Consider the following 19,855-nt stretch of genomic DNA (forward strand, 5'->3'; position numbering starts at 1 on the left):
CGGCTCAACTGACGTCCACCCAGTCGAGCGTGCGCTGCACGGCCTTGCTCCACTGGGCATGACCGGCTTGACGCTCCTCGTCGGTCCACCCCGGGCTCCATCGCTTGTCCTCGAGCCAGTTCTTGCGCAGTTCGTCGGTGTCCTTCCAGAATCCGACCGCCAGGCCCGCCGCGTAGGCCGCGCCCAGCGCGGTGGTCTCGGCGACCACGGGTTTGACGACGTCGACGCCGAGCACGTCGGCCTGGATCTGCATGCACAGGTCGTTGGCGGTGATGCCACCGTCGACCTTGAGCACCTCCAGGTGCACGCCCGAGTCGGCTTCCATTGCGTCGACCACGTCGCGGCTCTGATAGCAGATGGCCTCCAGCGTCGCCCGGGCGACGTGGGCGTTGGTGTTGAACCGGGACAGGCCGACGATCGCTCCGCGCGCGTCCGACCGCCAATGGGGCGCGAACAGCCCGGAGAACGCCGGGACGAAGTACACCCCGCCGTTATCGGGGACCTGGCGCGCGAGCACCTCGGATTGCGCTGCACCGCTGATGATTCCAAGCTGATCGCGCAGCCACTGCACCGCCGAGCCCGTCACGGCGATGGAGCCCTCCAGCGCATACACCGCGTCGGCGTCCCCAAACTTGTAGGCAACGGTGGTCAGCAGGCCCGATTCCGATCGGACGAGTTCGGTCCCGGTGTTGATCAGCATGAAGTTGCCGGTGCCGTAGGTGTTCTTGGCCTCGCCGGGCGCGAAGCACACCTGGCCGACGGTGGCGGCCTGTTGGTCACCGAGGGCGCCGGTCAGTGGCACCTCGCCGCCGAGCGGTCCGTCGGCCAGGGTGAGGCCGTAGGGCTCCGGCGACGAGGACGGCACGATCTGAGGAAGCATCTGGCGAGGTACGTCGAACAGCGCCAGGAGTTCGTCGTCCCAGTCCAGCGTCTCCAGGTTCATCAACATGGTGCGGCTGGCGTTGGTCACGTCGGTGACGTGCACACCGCCGCGGCTGCCGCCGGTCAGGTGCCACAGCAGCCAGCTGTCGGTGTTGCCGAAGAGTGCCTCTCCGCGTTCGGCGGCCTCCCGGACGCCGTCGACGTTGTCGAGGATCCACTTGATCTTTCCGCCGGAGAAGTAGGTCGCCGGCGGGAGACCCGCCTTGTGCCGGATGGTGTCACCATGGCCCTGGGCCTCCAGCGCGCTGGCGATGCGGTCGGTACGGGTGTCCTGCCAGACGATGGCGTTGTAGAAGGGTCGGCCGGTGCGCTTGTTCCACACCACGGTCGTCTCGCGCTGGTTGGTGATGCCCATGGCGGCGAGGTCCCCGCTGACCAGCCCGGCCTTGCCGAGCGCGGTCTGGATGACCGAGGAGGTACGCTCCCAGATCTCCACCGGGTTGTGCTCGACCCAGCCCGCCCTGGGGAGGATCTGGTCGTGTTCGAGTTGGTGCTGGGCGATGACGTTGCCTCCGTGGTCGAAGACCATGAAGCGCGTGCTGGTGGTTCCCTGGTCGACGGATCCGACGAAATCGGGCATGGCAGAACCTCTCTGAAGTGGATGGTTGCGGTCTAGGGCGCAGTACTACTCAACGTTCGGGGAGCGCGACGGCCTCGGACACACCGATCTCGTCGGGCTGTCCGTCGGCCGGTGGCAGGAACCGTTCGATGCCGTAGACGAACAGCGCGCCACCAATCAGGCCGCCGACGATCGGGGCGACGATGGGAAGCCAGAAGTACAACTCGGGTCCGTTGGCCGAGAACATCGCGTCCTGGTAGCCGCTGATCCACGACGCCAGCCGAGGGCCGAAGTCGCGTGCCGGGTTGATGGCGTATCCGGCGTTGGTACCCCACGCCATGCCGATGGCGACCACGAGCAGACCGATGACGAGTGGACCCATGTTGGACATCGGCGGATTGTTGACCGCGCTGGTCACGGCGAAGATGACGATGACCAAGAGCGCGGTGCCGACGACCTGGTCGGCGAACGCGGTCGCAATCGAGACGCCCTCGCCGGGTGAGGTGGAGAAGATGCCCTGGGTCGCCTTGGTGTGGCCGGGGTCCACCGCGGCGATCTGGTCGGCGTAGACGAACCGCACGATGAACGCTCCCACCAGGGCGCCGACCATCTGTGCAGCGATGAACGGCAACACCTTTCGCCGGTCGAAGCCACGGAAGACGGTCAGGGCGACGGTCACCGCGGGATTCAGGTGAGCTCCACTGATGCGTCCGGCGACGAAGACGGCCATCGTCACGCCCAGTCCCCAGCCGAAGGCAATCGAGTTGTGGTCGCCAGAGCTGACCGACTTGGGGAACCCTCCGGTGACGACCTGCGCGACCACCCCGCAGCCGAACAGGACCAGGATGGCGGTGCCGAGCATCTCGCCCGATAGCTCGCCGAGCAACGGATGCTTCGTCTTCATCTTGTGACTCCTCTGTACGCGTCGTTACGTCCCGGGAATGGGCACTGGTTGGTGACCTGTTGCAACCTACGAGCGGAATGTGACGCACATCAACGCCGCGTGTTCGACAATGTCGAACGGGATGCCGAACGGGATGTCGAACGGGATGCCGTGGCCCTGGTCTCAGTGCCCGCCCAACGAAGGGAGCACCCATGCCGGGACCAATCCAGGCGATCGCCCGTGCGACGGCGATCATCGACCTGGTCGAGCGCAGCGACCGGTCGATGCAGTTGCGCGACATCGCCCAGGACGTCGGCCTGTCCAAGACCACGACGCACGGGATACTGCGCACGCTGGTCGACCTGGAGTACCTCGACCACGACCCTGACACCGGTGACTACTCGGCCGGCGCACGGTCGTCCTCCAACCAGGTCACCGAACTCGACGGCAACGACCTGCGGTCGGCGGCGATGCCCTGGGCGGATGCGCTGGCGCTGGGAACCGGGTTCGAGGTGCTGATGACGACGCTCGACGGGCAGGAGGCCGAGATCGTCCACCACGTCTTCCGACCCGACGATCAGCGTCAGACGTTGCGCGTCGGCGAACGCCTGCCGTTGCACGCCACCGGGTGTGGAAAACTCGTTCTCGCGTATTCTCCAGTGCGGCAACGTCTTCTACGCAACCTGACGCTCGACCGACTGACCCGCAGGACGTCGACCAACCGGGCCCGGCTGGCTGCTGCCCTCACGCAGATTCGCGCCAGTGGAGTGGCCACGGCCGACGGCGAATACGACCCCGACTCCGCCGACATCGCCGTGCCCGTGCACGGGCGCCGCTCGCGGGTCGCGGCGATGGCCGTGCACGGGGCACCCGAGGAACTCTTCACCGGCAACGGCACCCCCAGGCCCGACATCGTGGACCAGTTGCACCATGCCGCCGCCGCGGTGATGCATGGGTTGGAGACGGTGCGTTGAGCAGCCAGCGCGTCATCGCCACGATCGACCTGGGCACGACGTCTGCACGATGCATGCTCTTCGACCAGCGTGGCCGCATGCTGGCCATCGCTCATCGCGAGCAACGCCAGTCGTTTCCGCATCCCGGCTGGGCCGAGCAGGACGCCTTGGAACTGTGGCGGAACGTCGGCCGGGTGGTACCCGAGGCACTCGCGGTGGCGGGGCTCGACACCTCGCACGTGGTGGCTCTCGGCATCGCCAATCAGCGCGAGACCACGGTGGTCTGGGACCGCCGTACCGGCCGGCCCGTGGCGCCGGCCATCACCTGGCAGGACACCAGGACGGGTCCCGTCGTCGACCAACTCGTCGACCATGCCGAGGACTTTCGCCGGATCGCCGAACTCGATCCAGGAACGTACTTCGCCGCACCGCGACTGCGCTGGCTACTCGACAACGTTCGCGGGCTCGAGTCACGGGCACGCAAGGGCGACGTCCTGTTCGGCACGCTGGAGTCGTGGTTGATCTGGAATCTCACCGGCGGACCCAAAGGTGGTGTCCACGTCACCGACGTCACCAATGCCAGCCGGACTCTGCTGATGGACATGCATACGCTGCAATGGAGTTCGAAACTGCTGGGCGTGTTCGACGTCCCGGAGGCAATGATGCCGCGGATCGTGTCGAACTCCGAGGTGTACGCCACGTGTGCGACCGTACTGCCGGGGGTGCCCATCGCCGGGGCGCTCGGTGACCAGCAGGCAGCACTGTTCGGGCAGATGTGCTTCGAGCCGAGTGACGCGAAGTGCACCTACGGCACGGGGGCCTTCCTGCTGATGAACGTCGGGACGTCGATCGTGCGGTCCACCCACGGTCTCTTGGCCACGGTGGCCTACGCCGCGCCGGGCTCGGAGACCATGTACGCGCTGGAGGGTCCGATCGCCGTCGCAGGTTCCCTGGTGCAGTGGTTCCGCGACTCTCTCGGCGTGATCGACACCGCCCCGCAGATCGAGACCCTGGCCCGCACCGTCGACGACAACGGCGGGTGCTACATCGTGCCGGCGTTCTCCGGAATCTTCTCTCCCCATTGGGATCCCGACGCCCGGGGGATCGTGGTCGGGCTGACGTCCTACATCACCCGCGGGCACCTGGCCCGAGCGGTGGTGGAGGCTGTCGCCTGGCAGACCTGGGAGGTGGTCAACGCCATGACCGTCGACTCGGGGGTGCCCTTGGCCCGGTTGGCGGTCGACGGCGGGATGACGTCGAATCACTTGCTGATGCAATTCCTCGCCGACGTCCTCGACGTTCCGGTGATGCGGCCGTTCAACTCCGAGACGGTGTCTCTCGGCGCGGCCTACGCGGCCGGGCTGGCCGTGGGCTACTGGCCGGATCGCGCCGCCCTGCGCGCGAACCGCCACGTCGCCGCGGCCTGGTACCCGGGCATGGATCCGCGCGTGCGCAGACGCGAGTCGGCTGGCTGGCGGTCGGCGGTCTCGCGGGCGCTGACCGTCCCCGATGCGCCCGTCGTCGTGTGACGGCGCAGAAGGGAGCTGCCGCAGTCGATTCCGGTTCTACTGCGAGGCGGTTAGTCGACCCGTCGACCTGCCGCGTGACGTTCGCGAGACAAGCCGTCGACGACGGCGCTCAGCGCGTCGGGCCTGCCGAAGAAGAAACCTTGTCCGTAACGACAGCCGAGTCGTCGCACCGTGTCGGCCGATTCCTCGGTCTCGATGCCCTCGGCGATCACGTCGAGGCCCAGGCCGTCGCAGATGCCGATCAGGGAGCGATACAGGGTGGCGTCGGTGGCGACCCAGGCGGTCAGGCTCCGGTCCAGCTTGATGACGTTCACCGGAAGCTCGTGGAGATACCGCAGGGAGTTGTAACCGGTGCCGAAGTCGTCGAGAGCCACCCGAATGCCCATGTCCTGCAGGCGTCGTATCGCGGCGGCCGCGTCACCGACGTTCTTCACCGCCTCGGTCTCGGTGATCTCGAAGACCAACCGTCCCGGTGGGGTGCGATGGGTCGCCAGCGCTTCGCTCACCGCGGCTTCGAATTCCTCGTCACCGAGCCGTGCCGCCCCGACGTTGACGTGAACGGTGAGTCTCGCTGGTAAATCGGCGATTTCAGCACACACCGCGTTGACCACCATGACGTCGAGCACCCGGCCAAGCCCGGCGTGCTCGGCCGAGGGAACGAACAAGCCGGGTTCGACGTCGCTGCCGTCGGACGCCTTCCAGCGGGCCAGTGCCTCGAGCGCGACCACGGTGTCGTCGTCAAGTCTGACGACAGGCTGGTACACCATGCAGAAGCCGATGGGTCTGTCGCCGAGCGCCGAGCGCAGCGCGCTGGTGAAGTCGGGTGCGTCCCCCATGGCCGGGCGGTAGACGACCACGGCGTCCTTGCCGGTGCGCTTGCCGGCGTACATCGAGACGTCGGCCCGGCCGAGAAGGACGTCACCGTCGAGGAAGGGCTCGTCCAGGTCGGGCAGCACCACGCCCATGCTCACGCGCAACGAGACGGGGACCTCGTCGACGAGAACCGGCGTTCGCAGGGCCGCACGGATCCGGCCGACCAGGTCCGTCGCCGTCACCGCCGTGCCCTCGACGAGGATGGCGAACTCGTCGCCACCGATGCGCGCGACGGTGTTGCTTGCCTCGGCGACCTCCTGCAGACGCCTTCCGACCTCGTGGAGCACGCGATCCCCGGCCGGGTGCCCGAAGCGGTCGTTGACCTCCTTGAAGTCGTCGACGTCGACCAGGATCAAGGCCAGTGCCCGTCGTCGCGCGATGGCGTCGTCGAGTCGCCGGGCGAAGCTCAGACGGTTGGCCAAGCCGGTGAGGGAGTCGTGATAGGCGAGGTGCAGCAGAAGCCGCTGGTCTGCGTACACCCGGTCGAGCAGACGGCGATTCTGCAAGACGGTCAAAAGCTGGCGCGCCACCACCAGCGACACCACCAGCAGGCCGGTCGTCGTGGCGACCACGCCGAGCGGGGGACCCGTCAGGAGCCGATTGGCCACGATCAGTCCGACGGCGAACAAGGCTGCGTAGGGCAGGCCAAGCGCCCAGCCGTCGGAGTGGCCGACGGGCCGCACGGCCTTGGTGCTGCCGGAGGCGCGCTCCAGCGCCGCGAATGCGATGAGAAGGGGTCCGAAGACGTATCCGGCGTTCTCCAACGGCTTCATCGTGGTTGCGTTCACGGCGACCAGATAGGCGTACACGCTGTCGGATAGTGCGAGCGCGACGATTCCGGCGGTGAGGAACAAGAACCCGACGCGATCGGACTCCAGGACCCGGCCGAAGACGACCGCGAGCACCGCCACCGAGACCATGATCAGATCGGTCACGGGATAGGCGACCGCGACGATCAGGGTGACCCGGTTCGGGGCGCCTGCGGAGACGACCGGGCCCAGGGCGCCGAGCCAACTCAAGAAGAACAGTGACGTCGTGACGATCAGGCCGTCGAGCATCAAACCCGCAGTGGGGTTGCGTGCCCGGGTGTCAGCCGTGTCGTCGCCGGACCGCGCCGCCCCCGCGATCGTGAAGAGGGCGGCCAGCCCGAAGGGCACGTAGAGCAAGAACCCGGCGTCCGCCAGGGACGGACTCGGCAATCCCTCCCCGTCCACGATCTGGTACCAGGCCCACAGCGAGAGGCCCATCGTCCACGCCGCCATGCCGGTGGCGACGAGCAGTCGCCATCGACGGCGGGCACCGGTCTCCCGCAGCCCGCAGATCAGCGCGCACAGCGTGGCCGCCGTGCCGGCGCTCAACTGCATCGCGTTGTCGACCAGGACGGTCGTCGCGTCGCTCCATCGCGCAGTGGCGTTCACCAATACCAGCGCGCCGGCCGTCCCGAGTACGACGACCTGCCAGCGACGGGTCCGCGGCGTGGTCGTCACTTCCGCGGTCCCCCGTTTGCTGAACAAGTCGTCCCCGGGTGCACGTGACCACCCTCCCACGATCGTGGTCCTTCCATCAATCGATGCATCTCGCTGCGTCGAGACCGACGAGGCCATCCCGTCGTCGACCGCGAGAACCGTCGCGGTCAGACCCTGTCACGAGATTGCGGCTCTCGGCAGCCATCGCCGTCACCCCGTCCTCACGCCACCGCAGGCGATCGGCGGAGCGGCAGGGGTCTCCTGTCCCGTGCGGAATTCGCGGCAAACGTCGAGGGGGCTCGACCCGCTGCGACTACTTTGTCACCATGCCCAAGCCCTTCGCCCCGCGCGAGCTGTTCAGCCAGGCAGTCGGCGCAGCCCGAGTCAGCCTCGACGTCTACAGCTGGACCGGTAAGCGGATCGTCGACACGCTGAGGCAGGGGCTCGATTCCTTGGACGGTCGGACCTCGGAGATGCCGGACGATTCCGACGCGGAGTCCGCGGGGGAGCAGCCGACGCCGCCCACGCAGACGCAAGCCACCGCCAACCCTCTGGGGGGCAAGTTGCACGACCTGCTGGACCGCTCGCTGGATCAGAGCACTCGGGAGAGCCGCGCCGAACTCTTCCATCGCCTGCTCGACCAACTCGTCGCGGACGAAGCCCGAATACTGGGTGCGCTGTCGGACGGTTCGTCCTCCCCGATGGTGAACGTCTACAGCTGGGGTCAGTCGCGCCGGGCAGTCTTGGAGAACGCGTCGCTGGTGGGGCGTAGCGCCAATGTCGCGCTGCCGGAGATGGTCCCGCATTACGTCAGTCATCTTCTGGCGCTGGGTTTGGTCGAAGCCAAGCCCGAGGATCCACGCCTGGAGACCGAGTACGAGTTGTTGATGGCCGAGACGGCGGTCTTGGCGGCGGTGAAGAACGGGGGCCGCGGCCCGATCCCGGCGAAGGTGGAGAAGATGGCGGTGGCCATTTCACCGCTCGGGTCCGAGTTCTGGGCTGCGGCCACCGGGGAATCGCCCGACGCATGACGACCACCACGCTGGCCTTGGCCAGCTGGAGCGAGATCGCTCGCGACGTCCAGGACTACTGGTGGATCTACCTCTCGATGCCGCTGATCGCCGCCTTCGTGGGGTGGAGCACCAAGATCGTCGTCGTGGAGATGCTTTATCGCCCCAAGGACTTCAAGGGCATCGGTGTCATCGGTTGGCAGGGAATCGTGCCTCGACGCGCCGGCAAGGTGGGCTCCACGACCATCGAGTTGCTCACGGCCAACCTGCTCAAACCCGAAGAGCTGCTGGACCGCTTCGACATCGACGAGGCATTGGATCGCCTGCACGGCCCGCTCACCTCGGCCGTCGAGGAGATCTCCCGCGATCTCGCCGAACAGGTCCGGCCCGGGTTGTGGGACGGATTGCCTGCGGTGGGGCGCAGAGCCGTGCAGGACCGCGTCGCCGCGCAGCTGCCCGAGCTCATCACCCACCTGATCGAGGAGATCAAGGCCGACCTGCCGCGCTATCTCGACGTCCAGTTCCTGGCGGTCACGACCTTGGTGCGCAACAAGGAGAAGCTCGTCAAGTTGATGCGGGGTGTCGGCGACGACGCGATGACCTTCGTGCGCCGCAGCGGCATCTACTTCGGCTTCGCCATCGGGATCGTGCAGATGGTGGCGTGGGCGCTGTTTCAGAATCCGTGGATCATGCCGGCGTTCGGGTTCGCCGTCGGATTCCTCAGCGACTACATCGCGCTCAACATGCTCTTTCGGCCGATCCATCCGCAGAAGATCCTGGGCCTGTTCACGTTCCAGGGACTGCTGCATGCTCAGCGCGAGACGATCACGCACAAGTACGCCAAGATCCTGGCCGAGGACTTGTTCGCACCCGAGATGCTGTTGGACGCCCTCATCACCGGACCGGGGGCAGACAAGCTGTTCGCCCTGGTGGGCCGGGAGATCGAAACCGCCATCGACAAGCAGGCCGGAGGCGTGGCGGCCCCCATCGTCGCGCTGACCATCGGCACCAAGCGGTATCGAGCGATGAAGGATCGTGTGGTGGCGTTGGTGTTCGAGAGATTGCCGTCGACGTTGTCCGAGGCTCAGGACTATGCCGCGGAGGTGATCGACCTCGAGAACACGATCATCGACAAGATGAGCCAGCTGAGCAACGAGGAGTACGAGTCCATTCTGCGGCCCATCTTCAAGGACGACGAGCCGCTGATGATCGCCGTCGGTGCGATTCTCGGCGGGGTGGTGGGGGAATTGCAGGTCCAGATCATCGAATTGGTGACCCACTGATGACCGAGGCGGACCGGCGAGTTTGACGGAGACGTCAGCGATTGCGGGCGTGAGGTCGGCGCGCGCCACGCGACCCCGTGGCACGCCGGCGACCCCGGGGTGAGGGTTCAAGCACGACGGTGCGGGGCATCAGACACTCGAGAGTCATCGCCCCTCGGGTGCGCGTGACCCTCGCGGCAGGGCCCCGGTGCGGGTGTTGAGAAAACAGCGTCCACGCTTCGAAGGCGCACCGGGGCCCTGACCTTCCGCACTGTAACTTCACCCACCGACAAGCACCGGTGACGACCGTTTGAGCGGTGCTTTGCCAGACCCGGCGAGCTGGTTGAATGGTCGGCGTGCCGAGACTCGTGCCCGATCCGGGACCGCCTCCGAACGATCCGTCGGATCGAGTGGACGAACCGTCGGTCGCGGCGGCAGAAGCAGGACTGCGATGGGCGCAGTTCGACGGATTGGACGCCACGACGTGGAGTAGTTTGCATCAGCTGAGTCGGGCCCTGCGCGTTCCCGAGGCCAGCCTGCACGACACCTTGGCGGCAATTCTGCATGGCGTTCTCGACCTTCTCGACGGGGCCGCTCACGGTGCGGGAATCAACCTGCTGCTCAAGGGTCGCTTCAGCCCTCAGGCCGTTCTCGGTGAGGCGCCGCACCTCCTCGATCAACTGCAAGAACGCACCGGCGCCGGTCCGTGCATCGAAGCCTCCGCGCGGCAATGTCGCGTGGAGATCGCCGACACCGCGGTCGAGCGCCGGTGGCCGGACTTCACCACCCGGGCGGTGGCGTTGGGGGTGGGGTCGATGCTGTGCGTGCCGCTGTGGGTCGACGACCACCGACTGGGCTCCCTGAGTCTCTACGGCGCGCAACCGCACGCGTTCGGCGCCACGGCCATCAACCTCGCCGACCTGTACGCTACTCACGCTGCGCTGGCCCTCGGCGACGCGCAACGCACCGAGAGCCTGCGTCGGGCATTGTTCAACCGAGACACGATCGGCCAAGCGAAGGGCGTCTTGATGCACGCTCGCAGACTGTCCGCCGAGGATGCCTTCGCCCTGCTGGTCACGGCCTCTCAACGGCTCAATCGAAAACTCGTCGACGTGGCCCAGGAGGTCGCCGAGACCGGTGCCCTGCCAACCGGGCTCGTTCTGTAGCCCACCACCGGGCACGTCTCACCCGGCCGGTCGACCGGGGGCCCTCGCAGTACCCGTCCCGACGGGGTCTCCTCGTCGCGTCGACGACGGCCTAGCTTCTTTGGTGGGAGACGTCGAATCTCTGCTCGGTATCCGGGCCGGCAATGGAAGGGGTCATTCGTGCAAGGAAGTCGATTCACCACGCACACAGAGCTGTTCGATCTCAGCGGTAAGCGTGCTCTGGTCACCGGTGGCACCAAGGGCATCGGGATGATGATCGCCCGCGGGCTCCTTCAAGCGGGCGCACGCGTGGTCGTCAGCTCGCGCAGTGAAGACGCCTGCGCGCGAGCGCGTGAGCATCTCTCCGGTTTTGGCGACGTGTCGGCGGTCGTCGCCGATCTGTCTCGGCACGACGAGTGTGATCGCCTCGCGCAGGCGGTCGTGGCCGACTCCGGACGTCTCGACGTCCTGGTCAACAACGCGGGCGCACTGTGGGACGAGCCACTGGAGACCTTTCCCGACGACGCCTGGGACACGGTCGTCGACCTCAACCTGAAGGCTCCGTTTTGGCTGGTGCAGGCCTTGTTGCCGGCTTTACGCAGCGCGGGGACCGCCGACGATCCAGCCAGGGTGGTCAACATCGGCAGCATCGCCGCCATCCACATCCCCAACCGTCCCAACTACTCCTACTCCAGCAGCAAGGCGGCGTTGCATCAACTCACCAGAGTGCTCGCCAAAGAGCTTGGCCCGCAGCACATCACAGTCAACGCGGTGGCGCCCGGACCGTTCCCGTCGTCGATGATGGCGGCGACTCTCGACGAGTTCGGGGAGGCGATCGCGGCCTCGGCCCCGCTGCGGCGCATCGGTCGAGACGACGACATGGCGGGTGTCGCCGTCTTCCTCGCGAGCAGGGCCGGCGCGTACCTCACGGGTACCGTCATCCCCGTCGACGGAGGCATCGCCACGACCGCGTGACTCCTCGAACGCACGCTTTCGGGGTATTGGTGGTACCTCCCTTGGCGAGCGGCCCGCGCCTACGGTGGATAGATGACCGCCACGCTCGATCTGCGTACCGAGATCCGCGACTTCCTGAGGTCGCGTCGCGCTCGCGTCGCGCCCGACACGGCCGGGCTTCCCGCCCACGGTGGACGACGCCGAGTCGAGGGTTTGCGTCGCGAGGAGGTGGCGCTTCTCGCCGGCGTCTCGGTCGACTACTACGTGCGCATGGAACGCGGTGGACTGGCTGGCACCTCGGACGGCGTGCTCCACGCGTTGGCCACGGCCCTGCAGCTCTCCGAGGTGGAGCGCGAGCACTTGTTCCATCTGGCTCGTCGGTCCGGGGTGCCGGGTGGTCGACGGCGCCGCAGGCCCGTCACGACGGTGCGTCCGGCGCTGCAGGAGGTGCTCGACGCCATCACTGCCGCGCCCGCTCTGATCCGCAATGGGCGCCACGACGTGCTCGCCATGAATCGACTTGGTCGCGCGCTGTATTCACCGGTACTGGCCGACCCGCGGCGACCCGCCAACACGGCGCGGTTCGTCTACCTGCACGCGACGGAGGCCGAGGCGTTCTTCGTCGACTACGACCAGGTGGCTGCCAATGCGGCCGCGGTGCTGCGCATGGAGGTGGGCCGCAATCCCCACGACGAGGATCTCATCGCGTTGGTGGGCGAATTGTCCACCGCCAGTGAGCGGTTTCGTCGGCAATGGGCGTCGCAGGACGTCCGCCTGCACGGTTACGGCAGCAAGCGCGTCAACCACCCGGCGGTGGGTCGGCTCGACGTGAACTTCGAGTCCATGGATCTTCCCACCGATCCCGGCCTCCACGTCAACGTCTACACCGCCCCTGCGGCCGGTCCGGCCGCCAACGCTTTGGACCGCTTGGCGTCGTGGGCCGACGAGCAGACGTCGGCGACCGTTGACATCTAGGTCCGCAGGTCTACGGGTCCCTCAGGATCGTGTCGACGCGTTGGGCGGCGTCCGACGTCTGATCCGTGCGTCGCACCGCATCCAGGATTCCGGCAGCCACGGTGTAGAGCTTGACGTTGCGCTCCTGAGACTGCTTGACCAGCATGGCGAATGCTTCGTCGGCATCGAGGTCGTAGAGCAGCCGCAGCACTCCCTTCGCCTGGTCGATGGTCGACCGCGAACTCAGCGCACGCTCCAGCTGAGACACGGTGTCGCGCGATTGCTGCCAGCGGTGCGCGTTGGTGATCGCCATACTGGCCGCGACCGTGAACAGGCGCACCAGTTCTTCGTCGAAGGAGTCGAAGGCCGAGCGGGTGCGGCTGTAGACGTTCAGGGAGCCGACCATCTCGCCGTCGGCTCCGGCGTCGCCGACGAGAAGCGGGGCCGAGAGCGTAGCGCGGACACCGTGAGACTGGGCCGCGGCGGCGAACTCCGGCCACCGGTCGGTCTCGACGTCGACGACCACTCGAATCGGTGTGCGTCGACGTGCGGCCTCCAGACACGGGCCGCTTCCCGACTCGTACTGTCGACGGTCCACGTCGACCATCCCTTCGTCGGTGAAGGCCGACGTACGCGCAGTTCCGTCGTCCGCGAGCACGGTGACGGTCACCGCATCCGCGTCCAGGATGGCCTTGAGCGCAGTCCCGGCCACCCGCGTCAGTACCTCGTCGAGGGGCTCTTCGGCATCTTGTATCCGACGCAATGCCTCCATGGCGCGTGACGTCGTGGACAGCCGAATCACGGGGTCGACGGTATGCAAGTCATCAGTCATCGTGGATGCACCTCTATGCCGAGCCAGGATGAAGGCACTGACGGGCGTTCACACGGCTTGAGAACAGTGCCGAAGCATGTTGCTCAGCGTCGGCGGGCGTAGGAGAAAACATACCGCAGCGGTTGCGGACCAAACCTTGGTGATGGGCTAGGTGGCTCGTGGCGTGAACGGCTGCCCGCGGCACGACGGTCGGCGTGCCCATCAGTACAGCTTTAAATGTATCGTCGTCGCATGCAGACCCTCGTGCACACCGACGCGCTGGCCCGGTTCGGTCACGCGCTCTCCGATGCCACGCGCACCCAGATCTTGCTGATTCTGCGCAGGGCGCCTGCGCACCCCTCCGATCTCGCCGACGCGATCGGCGTTTCCCGTCAGACCGTGTCCAATCACCTGGCCTGCTTGCGGGGTTGCGGGCTGGTGGTCGCGGTGCCGCAGGGTCGGCGGAGTCGTTACGAACTGGCCGATCCGCGCATCGCGCATGCTCTCGACGATCTGCTGGGACTGGTGCTCGCAGTGGATCCATCCTGCTGTGCTGAACACGGATGCACCTGCTGATGACCTCCGAGCTGGGACTGCCCACGCCGCGTGTGGTGTTGACTGAGCTACGGCGCCAAGTACTTTCGCGTCGTATCCGCTGGTTCGTGGCGGCGACCATCGGCTACAACGTCATCGAGGCCGCAGTGGCCCTCAGCGAGGGGGCCCGAACGTCTTCGACTGCGCTGATCGGTTTCGGACTGGACTCCGTGATCGAGGTGTCCTCTGCCGCAGCGGTGGCCTGGCAGTTCGCGGGCGCAGATCCCGAAGCCCGCGAGAAGGTCGCCCTACGGGTCATCGCGTTCTCCTTCTTCGGGCTGGCGCTCTATGTGACCGTCGAGGCGATCCGGTCGCTCCTGGGCGCGGGGGAGGCTCGCCATTCGACGATCGGCATCGTTCTCGCCGGGGTCAGCCTGGCGGTGATGCCGGTGCTGTCCTGGGCGCAGCGCCGCGCCGGGCGCGAGCTTGGGTCCTCGTCCGCAGTTGCCGATTCCAAGCAGACTCTGCTGTGTACCTACCTGTCGGCGGTACTGCTGGTCGGCCTAGTGGTGAACGGCCTTCTCGGCTGGTCCTGGGCCGATCCGATCGCGGCGATCGTCATCGCCGTCATCGCGGCGAGGGAGGGCGCGAACGCGTGGCGGGGTGACACGTGTTGCCCAAGCGTGGCGACTGCCAACGCCGTTGCAGCCCACTCCGATTGCGCGTGCTGCGGCGACTCGAAACCCGTCTAGGTACCGGCGGCGACCGGTAGGAATGATTCGGTGGGCGATGCATACGACGGGTTCGTGGAAGCGGTACTCGGGGTCGTCGATCGCATCCCGCCGGGGTGCGTGATGACCTACGGCGACATAGCCGGGTATCTGCTGCAGGGCGGTCCACGTGGCGTCGGAGGAGTCATGGCCCGCCACGGCCTGGCGGTGACCTGGTGGCGGGTAGTCCGAGCGAATGGCACGTTGCCGTCGCACCTCATGATCGAGGCGCAGACTCAGTGGCTCCACGAGGGAACGCCGCTGCGACGAGGGATCGTCGACGTCGACGCGGCCCGGTGGTGGCCGGGATGCTGACGGGCCGTGCACACGCTCCGATGCTCGCCACCCATTTGACCCACCCACGGTCACCCGCCAGAGTGAGGCAATGAGGACCAGCGCATACCGTCACACGGCATTCGTCGGCTTGACCGTCGTCACGTTGATCACCGCAGGGTGTAGCAGCGGCACCGGGAGCGATGCGTCGGAGTCGCCGCAGGTCGGGCTGATCGCCACCTCCGAGACACAAGCCCCGCCCGCGGAAGTCACGCTCACGGGGGAGAGGGACGTCGAGGTGACGCTGACCGGTCCTATTGCAGCCAAGTACGCGTCGGCAACCGAGTATCAGCGGCAGGCTCTCGGAAAGCCCCTGACCGGTGATCGCAACGCGGGAACCCGGGAGAGCGGCCTGGTGTTTCAGCAGTTCCAGGGTGGCGTGATCACTGCGAGGAACGGTGACGCTGGCACGCCTGGCTACATCACCTGGGGCAAGATCCGGGCGGCATGGAACGTGCCGCGCGATCCCGGGGGAGTGCCCGCGGTCACCGGCGACAACGGTTCGGTGGGCCCACTCGGGGCGCCGACCAGCGACGAGGACGCCGTCGGAGATCTCCTCGTGACGACCTTCGAGCACGGCAAGATCGCCTATGCCCCGAGGACGGATCAGGTCGAGGTGACGGTCGAGGGCAAGGTCGTACCGTCCGGGCTCTGATCCGCACGGCGCCGCGTCATGTCAGCATTGCCCGTGCGGCATGCTCGGCGATCAGCATGACCGGCGCCTTGGTGTTGGGAGACGTGATGGTCAGTCCGACGTCGCAACGACGGCGTCGAGGCGTCGACGCACGGCGGTGGCGCCGACGTCGCCGGCAAGCCGTCGGGCGCGGATGATGGTCGCATCCGACGGCCGACCGTCCCGCTTGGCCTCCAAAAGGGCTGCAAGGTAGGCGGTTTCGGCGTACCAACCCATGAATCCGCGATGCTCGTGCTCGGCGAAGGCATCGCCGAGGTGGGTGGCCGCTTCGTCGAAGCGGCCCAAGGCGATCGCGAGCTCGGCGAGGTGATGATCGACGACTCCGAAGACGGACGCCCACGAGACCGTGTTGTCGCCCGCGTACTCGGCGAGCAAGTCGTAGACGATGGCACAGACCTCGACGCTGCCCACCTGGGCGGCCACCCGGCCGATAGCGGCCATCGTGCCCAACCACAGGTTGTTGAAGGGTATCTCGCCGATACGTCGCTGGTCATACCAGTCGACCAGTTCGACCGCGGCGTCGACGTCACCGACGTCGAAGTGTGCGGTCGCCAGAATTGGGCGGTAGATGGCGACATCGAAGCGCTCGGTGATGCCGTCCGCCGCGGCCACGACCTCGCCCATGTCACCACGCAACGCCCGCAGCGCGAACAGCTGACCCATCAATCGCCCGTAGGAGTAGGTGACTGCAGGCGATGCGGGAATGTCACGCAGCGCATCGAATTTCGCGTCGCACCGCTCGAGACGGCCGGCGGCCAGATCGATCGCGAAGTCGATGTTGCTCACCAGCCAGGCCAACTCGGGATCGCGCGACACGCGTGCCGGGGTCAGAGTCGACCGGGTCAGGGTGGCGGCGGCGAGATATCCGTACTCGATCTGGTGGCGCGCGACCCACACTGAAATGAGGGAATCGATTCGACGCAACGGCGGCCCGTCGAGCAGTCCCATCAGCTCGACATATGCTGCCCTGCGTAATTCGGCATACGACGGCATCCGGAGCACCATCAGCACCGCGAACAGAGCGGTGACGAGCGCATCTCGATCGCCCGAGAGGCGCGCCGCCCCGATGGATCGGGTGAGCAGGTCGCGCAGAGCGTCCGAGTCCGCGACCCAGACGAGCTCGATGGCCAACTGTGCCAACAGTAGTGCGGCTGCCGATCCGTCGCCGTGCCCATCGGACTCGAGCGCGTGAAGCGCGTCGTGCAGGGTCTCGACCCGTTCCTGGTCATGGTGGAGGTGGGCGTACAGGGTGCCCGGTTGGTCGTTGGCGAGTGTGGCGGTCACCTGCAATTCGGTGTCGCCCAGACGTTTGGCCATCGACACCGCCTCGAACAGAGTGGGACGAAAGGCTGGGTCGCGTGCCTTGCGTTGCGCACGACCAAGGGCGACGAGCATGCGACAACGCACCGCCGAGTCCCCGCGCGGAACCAACTGTTCGATCGCACTGGTGTAGAACACAGCGGCGTCCTCGTAGGCGCCGATCGACATGGCGCTGTCGCCAGCCCTTCGGGAAAATTCGGCTGCGCGTGGGCGTTCGGAGTCCAAACCCCGACTGAAGTGATAGGCGAGCCGCGAGTGTTCCTCCGCGGCCGTGGCGCCACCAAGGTGTTCTGTCACGAGCCCCACCCTGGTGTGCAGCTGCGATCGACGCCGGCCGCTGATACCCGCATAGACGGCTTCCTGCACCAAAGGGTGGCGCAACTGAATCCCGGCGCCCGACGGCGTCTCCGTCACCAGCCGATTGCGCACCAGCACGTCGAGCGCGTCGGCGAACGCGATGTCATCGAGATCGTCTGCGACGGTGCGCAATACGATACGTGGTGCCACCATGCCCACTACCGAGCAGAGCTGAAGCAACGTGAGAGCCGCAGGTGGCAGCAGGCGTTCGCGCTGGGCGACCGACTCGGCGACCGACGCCGGCAGGACGCCGTCGGCACCGGACTCGTTGGAGTTGATCAGTGAGACCACGAACAACGGCAGGCCGTCGGTGCGCTCGTGCAACGTGGTCGGATCGAGCGTGGTGTCCGCGGCGTCGACCATCGCGCCGACCTCTGCCAGACTCAGACCCCTCAGATGAAGACGTTGCACGCCGCTGGTGCGGGTCGGAGCGGCCAGGGCAGCGCGAAGGTCGGCGTCGTCGGTGTACTCGTCGCGGATCGTGGCGACGACGCAGAGTCGGCTCTGCTCGGAGGCATGGACGAGATGCCGCATGGCCGCTCGCGTGGCCGCTGACGACCAGTGCACGTCGTCGATGATCAAGACAGTGGGGCCCGATCGGACCGGTGAGGTCAACCAGTCCAGCACCGCGGTCATGATGACAGCTCGTTCGTCGCCCTCGGGACGATCCGGCACGACCTCTCCCATGCGTCGCGCCACGGCGGGAACGAGACGGAGGATGTCGGTACCGTTCTGGTTCAGCCATTCGCGGGTGGTGGGGATGCCCAGGGTGGTCATCTCCCGCCCGACGGCTTCCACGAACGGCTCGAAGGGGACGACGGCCTCGTCACTGCACCGGCCGAACAGGACGTGGGCCCCGCCGTCGCGAGCTCGGGTGGCGATCTCGTGGGCCAGCGTGGTCTTGCCGCTGCCCGCCTCGCCGACGACGACGACGAACTGTCCCTGGCCTCGTTCGGCGCGGCCGATGGCGTCGCTGACGGCCAGTAATTCCCCTGTCCGTCCGACGAAGTCGTCATCGGCTCGGTCGTCGATCGCCGGCCCCGGGGCTGCGGACACCGGCTCGTCGGCTCGAAGAGTCTGCAGATAGAGGGCTTCTGTTTCAGCCGACGGTGTGACGCCGAGTTCGTAGGCGAGGATGCTGCGGCACCGAGCGGCGACTTGCAGCGCCAGTCCGCGCTCACCAAGGGACAGGTATCCGCCCATCACCGTGCGATAGGCGCTTTCGCGCAGCGGGTCCAGCGCGATGAGACTCTCTCCGGAGACGATCGCGCGGGCGGGCTCGCCCAAGAGCAGTGAGCCGCTAGCGTCTATCTCGAAGGCGCGTTGCCGGAGGTGCTCCAACTCGGTGCGCACCTTGTCGGCCCACGCGCCGACGGCGCCGACGAGCGCGGGTTCGGCGGTGAGAGCCAGCGCCCGCCGCGCATCGGCCACCGCCGCGCCCAGATCGCCTCCGGACGTCGAGCAGTAGCGCCGCACCAGTTCGACGTCGGTGATGAATCCGTCCGGCAGCGACAACCGAACGTTGCCACCGCGCGATCGAACGCAGTCCGCGGGCAACGCCGCCAACTCCATGCTGTCGCGTACACGGGAGAGCACGCCTCGTAGTGCTGCGTTCCAGGATCGAGGGCGGTTCCGTGGCCAGAGCAAGCCCGCGAGTTCGTCCTGCGGGATCTCGCGAGCGCGATTCATCGCCAGGTAGGCGAGAACCTCGACGCATCGTGCGCCGCCCACCACCCTCGGGTGGACGACGTGCCTGTGGCGCACGACCCGCACCTCGCCGATGAGACGGATTGCCACCGTCTCTTCCAGGTTCATCGCCACCAGAATAAACAGAACCTGGGTCGAGCGCGTCGGCGCCAGCCGGTTCGCCGGGACGTCTCGTCTCGCCGTCCCCCGATCGGGGGACGGCAGAACCCCCTCGGTTGGGTCCAAACGTCGGACATACGTGACGGGTCTGCTGCGGCACTGTGGGTCCATCACCGGAACACACCGGAATGACGATCCAAAGATCAATCGAGACAGGGGATTCGACATGACCACCTTTACCTCCGGCATGACGCGGCGCCTCGCCCTCGGGGCGGTCCTTGCCGTCGCTCCTGCGCTCGTCGCGGTCGGCGCCGCTGCCTCCAGCCAAGCCCAGGTGACCCCGAGCCCCGCCATGGGGTGTGAAACCGTCCACTGGGGCTTCCTTGGTTTCGATCGCCGCCAGATCTGTGACGGCGCCAAACGGCCCGACGGCACCTGGCAGCGCACCCGGACGGTCTTCACTCCGAGCTACGTCAAGCCGTTGACGTGCACTTCCAGTAGCTCGGGTACCTCACTGCTGTGCACGGGCGGCTACCCGGTTCCCGAGGCCACCCAGACTCAGGAGTCCTACGTCGTGGCGCCCGACACCGTGTTGCCCGACGAGCCTGGGTGGCTGCCGCCAGGAACCGACGACATCCTCTAGCCGCACACACGTCGTCGCCGCGCTCGGCTGAGAGCTTGCTGTGTCGGGCCCTCGCCG

The 19,855-nt window shown here is 67.1% G+C and carries 17 protein-coding genes; 12 read left to right on the forward strand and 5 right to left on the reverse strand.

Translation table 11 applies throughout. From position 1 onward, the window contains the following. Window positions 1-4: 4 nt before the first annotated feature. Window positions 5-1,522 carry a glycerol kinase GlpK gene (gene glpK / locus ABZ195_RS25120; protein ID WP_355222600.1) on the reverse strand — a complete coding sequence of 506 codons (1,518 nt, stop codon included), beginning with the start codon at window positions 1,520-1,522 and terminating at the stop codon, window positions 5-7. Window positions 1,523-1,571: 49 nt separating this feature from the next. Next, on the reverse strand, window positions 1,572-2,405 hold the full coding sequence (locus ABZ195_RS25125) for an MIP/aquaporin family protein (protein WP_355222602.1): 834 nt from the start codon (window positions 2,403-2,405) through the stop codon (window positions 1,572-1,574). A 191-nt stretch (window positions 2,406-2,596) separates the two neighbouring features. Between ABZ195_RS25125 and ABZ195_RS25130 the strand changes: the two genes are divergently transcribed. Both ABZ195_RS25130 and glpK (ABZ195_RS25135) read left to right on the forward strand, forming a co-directional pair. Then, entirely contained in the window at window positions 2,597-3,358 is a 762-nt protein-coding gene (locus ABZ195_RS25130) for an IclR family transcriptional regulator (RefSeq protein WP_355222604.1), read from the forward strand. Then, window positions 3,355-4,866 carry a glycerol kinase GlpK gene (gene glpK / locus ABZ195_RS25135; RefSeq protein ID WP_355222605.1) on the forward strand — a complete coding sequence of 504 codons (1,512 nt, stop codon included), beginning with the start codon at window positions 3,355-3,357 and terminating at the stop codon, window positions 4,864-4,866. The genes ABZ195_RS25130 and glpK (ABZ195_RS25135) overlap by 4 nt, the downstream gene beginning before the upstream one ends. Window positions 4,867-4,916: 50 nt before the next feature. Here the strand turns inward: glpK (ABZ195_RS25135) and ABZ195_RS25140 are convergent, their stop codons facing one another. Further along, entirely contained in the window at window positions 4,917-7,226 is a 2,310-nt protein-coding gene (locus ABZ195_RS25140) for a bifunctional diguanylate cyclase/phosphodiesterase (protein WP_355222607.1), read from the reverse strand. Window positions 7,227-7,531: 305 nt separating this feature from the next. Here ABZ195_RS25140 and ABZ195_RS25145 point away from each other — a divergent pair, with 305 nt between their 5' ends. From ABZ195_RS25145 to ABZ195_RS25165, 5 genes are all read left to right on the forward strand, one after another. Further along, window positions 7,532-8,236: an Abi-alpha family protein gene (locus tag ABZ195_RS25145; RefSeq protein ID WP_355222609.1), complete on the forward strand. Its 705-nt coding sequence runs from the start codon at window positions 7,532-7,534 to the stop codon at window positions 8,234-8,236. Then, window positions 8,233-9,498 carry a DUF445 domain-containing protein gene (locus ABZ195_RS25150; RefSeq protein ID WP_355222611.1) on the forward strand — a complete coding sequence of 422 codons (1,266 nt, stop codon included), beginning with the start codon at window positions 8,233-8,235 and terminating at the stop codon, window positions 9,496-9,498. Before ABZ195_RS25145 ends, ABZ195_RS25150 begins: the two co-directional genes overlap by 4 nt. A gap of 335 nt (window positions 9,499-9,833) precedes the next feature. Continuing rightward, on the forward strand, window positions 9,834-10,643 hold the full coding sequence (locus tag ABZ195_RS25155) for a GAF and ANTAR domain-containing protein (protein ID WP_355222613.1): 810 nt from the start codon (window positions 9,834-9,836) through the stop codon (window positions 10,641-10,643). Window positions 10,644-10,802: 159 nt separating this feature from the next. Beyond that, window positions 10,803-11,597, forward strand: coding sequence for an SDR family oxidoreductase (locus ABZ195_RS25160; RefSeq protein ID WP_355222615.1), 795 nt, complete (start codon window positions 10,803-10,805; stop codon window positions 11,595-11,597). 72 nt (window positions 11,598-11,669) lie between these two features. Continuing rightward, window positions 11,670-12,551, forward strand: coding sequence for a helix-turn-helix transcriptional regulator (locus ABZ195_RS25165; protein WP_355222617.1), 882 nt, complete (start codon window positions 11,670-11,672; stop codon window positions 12,549-12,551). 10 nt (window positions 12,552-12,561) lie between these two features. Here ABZ195_RS25165 and ABZ195_RS25170 read toward each other — a convergent pair whose 3' ends face one another. Next, complete coding sequence (locus ABZ195_RS25170; protein ID WP_355222618.1) at window positions 12,562-13,362, reverse strand: GAF and ANTAR domain-containing protein; 801 nt, start codon at window positions 13,360-13,362, stop codon at window positions 12,562-12,564. Window positions 13,363-13,593: 231 nt separating this feature from the next. Here ABZ195_RS25170 and ABZ195_RS25175 point away from each other — a divergent pair, with 231 nt between their 5' ends. The 4 genes from ABZ195_RS25175 (at window position 13,594) to ABZ195_RS25190 (ending at window position 15,633) form a co-directional block, all read left to right on the forward strand. After that, window positions 13,594-13,917 carry a metalloregulator ArsR/SmtB family transcription factor gene (locus ABZ195_RS25175; protein WP_355222620.1) on the forward strand — a complete coding sequence of 108 codons (324 nt, stop codon included), beginning with the start codon at window positions 13,594-13,596 and terminating at the stop codon, window positions 13,915-13,917. Next, complete coding sequence (locus ABZ195_RS25180) at window positions 13,917-14,627, forward strand: cation transporter (protein WP_355222622.1); 711 nt, start codon at window positions 13,917-13,919, stop codon at window positions 14,625-14,627. The genes ABZ195_RS25175 and ABZ195_RS25180 overlap by 1 nt, the downstream gene beginning before the upstream one ends. A gap of 30 nt (window positions 14,628-14,657) precedes the next feature. Next, entirely contained in the window at window positions 14,658-14,960 is a 303-nt protein-coding gene (locus ABZ195_RS25185) for an MGMT family protein (protein WP_355222624.1), read from the forward strand. Between the two features lie 70 nt (window positions 14,961-15,030). Beyond that, a complete protein-coding gene (locus ABZ195_RS25190) occupies window positions 15,031-15,633 on the forward strand; it encodes a hypothetical protein (RefSeq protein ID WP_355222625.1) in 603 nt (200 codons plus the stop codon). A gap of 90 nt (window positions 15,634-15,723) precedes the next feature. Here ABZ195_RS25190 and ABZ195_RS25195 read toward each other — a convergent pair whose 3' ends face one another. Then, window positions 15,724-19,164, reverse strand: coding sequence for an AAA family ATPase (locus tag ABZ195_RS25195; protein WP_355222626.1), 3,441 nt, complete (start codon window positions 19,162-19,164; stop codon window positions 15,724-15,726). A 217-nt stretch (window positions 19,165-19,381) separates the two neighbouring features. Between ABZ195_RS25195 and ABZ195_RS25200 the strand changes: the two genes are divergently transcribed. After that, window positions 19,382-19,798, forward strand: a complete 417-nt coding sequence (locus tag ABZ195_RS25200) for a hypothetical protein (RefSeq protein ID WP_355222627.1) — start codon at window positions 19,382-19,384, stop codon at window positions 19,796-19,798. The last annotated feature ends 57 nt before the right edge of the window (window positions 19,799-19,855 follow it).

It is taken from the genome of Mycobacterium sp. NPDC006124 (assembly GCF_040614235.1).
In the GTDB taxonomy this organism is placed as follows: domain Bacteria; phylum Actinomycetota; class Actinomycetes; order Mycobacteriales; family Mycobacteriaceae; genus Mycobacterium.